Genomic DNA, 2127 nt, shown 5'->3' with positions numbered 1-2127 from the left:
GCACGTTCCGGACAGGGTGCGAACTTCCGCTTTGGACAGTAACATCGGGTGTTCCTGTTAGTGAACGAATTTCACTACCTGACCTAGTGCGGACCATCCCGTGATTGGAGCGTATGTCTGGACCGAGGGCGTAATGTCATTGCCACTGAATTCCCGAACGCCTGGGCGGTGAATCCCTGCTCAAGTATCTTCAAGTAATCGCCGACTGGCTGGGGCTCCCCTGAGAGCGGGTCAGACTGGATGTTTACAGGAGCCGAGTGGATATCCGGACAATTGTCTTCCGAATACATCAAATTGAAATCCTATCTAGTTCCGTGAGGAGATTCTGCGAAATCTGGCGGCGATGCTTTAGGATGCTCCTGTCGTGCAGCGCCGGAGCGATGCTTGAGAGAAATAGGCGCAACCGAAATTGGCCGAGGCTGCACCTATGAACCTCTTGCTTAAGGAAGTTCGTCACAATCCCCTGCTCTGGCTGCTGGCCGTCGTGCCCGTGGTGTTCGCCGCTTACAAGCTCACGCCCGAAGCGCACACGCTGCTGTTCGTGCTGTCCGTCCTGGCCATCGTGCCCCTGGCCGTGCTGCTGAGCCACGCCACCGAATCCGTTGCGGCCAAGACGGGCGATGCGGTCGGCGGCCTGCTCAACGCCACGCTCGGAAACCTGACCGAACTGATCATCGCGCTGGCGGCGTTGCGCGCCGGGCAATACGCGCTCGTGAAGGCCTCCATCGCCGGGGCGATCGTCACCAACTCGTTGTTCATGTTGGGTGCATCGTTTCTGCTCGGCGGACTCAAGCATTACGTGCAGGACTACAATCGGGGTAACGCCCGTCTACAAGCGGGCCTGCTCTTTCTGGCCACGATCGCGTTGCTGATGCCCTCGGCGGTCTCCGGAGCCGATCCCACCGCAGGATCGGCGGTGACCGACAGGTTGAGCGTGAGCCTGTCCGTGCTGCTCATCGCCGCCTACGGATTGGGCCTGCTGTTCACCCTCAAGACCCATCGCGAATTCTTCGGTGGCGCGGATCATGCCGAAACGGGCGAGGCGCCGTGGCCGATGGGCTTGGCCCTGACCACGCTGGCTGGCGTCACGATCCTGGTCGCGCTGGTGAGCGAGGTGTTCATCGAATCAGTGCAGCAGGCGGCGGTGGCGTTCGGGATGACCCCCGCATTCGTGGGTTTCGTCGTCGTGGCACTGGTGGGCGCTGCGGCGGAGATGGCCTCGGCCTTTTCCGGCGCGCGCAAGAACCGGCTCGACCTGAGCGTGGGCATCGCGCTGGGGAGCTCGGCTCAGATCGCGCTCTTCGTCGCCCCGGTGTTGGTGCTGCTCAGTTACGTCATCGGCCCGACACCGATGAACCTGCAATTCTGGCCGGGTGCCGTGATCATGATGCTCATCGCCACCATGACCGTGTCCCTGGTGACCAACAGCGGGCGCTCGGCATGGTTCGTCGGCGTGCTCGTCCTGTTGGTGTACCTGATTTTCGCGATGACGCTTTATCTGTTGCCACCCCAGGTTCCCTGAGCGGCCTCACCGGAGCGGTCTGCATGTTGCGCCAAATTCTCGTGGGTGCTGCCGTCAGTCTTGGCAACATTGCCATCCATGCGTTGTTGATGGCGGCCGTCATATGGGCGGCGCGCACCGCGGTTGCGGTTGCGACGTTCCGTCAATCGCTTCGATTGATCGCCGTCATGATGGCGACCGTGTCGTTCCTGATGGCCGCGCACCTTGCGGAGGTGCTCGTTTGGGCCTTGGCTTACGCAATCGTCGGCGTTGCACCTGACGACACCGAGCTCATTTACTTCGCCTTCGTGAACTACACGACGCTCGGCTACGGCGACGTGACACCGGTGGAGCGCTGGCATTTGCTTGGGCCCATGACGGCGATGAACGGCGTCTTGTTGTTCGGTTGGTCCACCGCAGTGATTTTTGAGGTCCTCCGGAGGGTAATGACGACCACCCGCAGCGAAGAAGGACGAAGGTGACTTGGGAAAAGGGGAGGCCGGCGGCACCGGCAACGCTTTGGCTGTATCAGTGGCTGTCGCTCGTGCCTTTCCATAAAGACCCTTCCGCGAATTTTCGGCATAAGCAGTCGAGAATTTGGCCTACGAGATGCTGTGAACCAGGAA

The 2127-nt window shown here is 60.9% G+C and carries 2 protein-coding genes; both read left to right on the top strand.

Annotated elements, in window-relative coordinates; all coding sequences use genetic code 11:
* Window positions 1–427: 427 nt before the first annotated feature.
* On the top strand, window positions 428–1522 hold the full coding sequence (gene cax / locus DRB19_RS29465) for a calcium/proton exchanger (RefSeq protein WP_114189488.1): 1095 nt from the start codon (window positions 428–430) through the stop codon (window positions 1520–1522).
* A gap of 23 nt (window positions 1523–1545) precedes the next feature.
* Window positions 1546–1983 carry a potassium channel family protein gene (locus DRB19_RS29460; protein WP_114189487.1) on the top strand — a complete coding sequence of 146 codons (438 nt, stop codon included), beginning with the start codon at window positions 1546–1548 and terminating at the stop codon, window positions 1981–1983.
* Window positions 1984–2127: the final 144 nt, after the last annotated feature.

It is taken from the genome of Microvirga aerophila (assembly GCF_003332305.1).
GTDB classification, from domain to species: Bacteria; Pseudomonadota; Alphaproteobacteria; order Rhizobiales; family Beijerinckiaceae; genus Microvirga; species Microvirga aerophila.
Note: the sequence above shows the minus strand (reverse complement) of the source record. Positions and strands in the feature narration are given on the sequence as shown.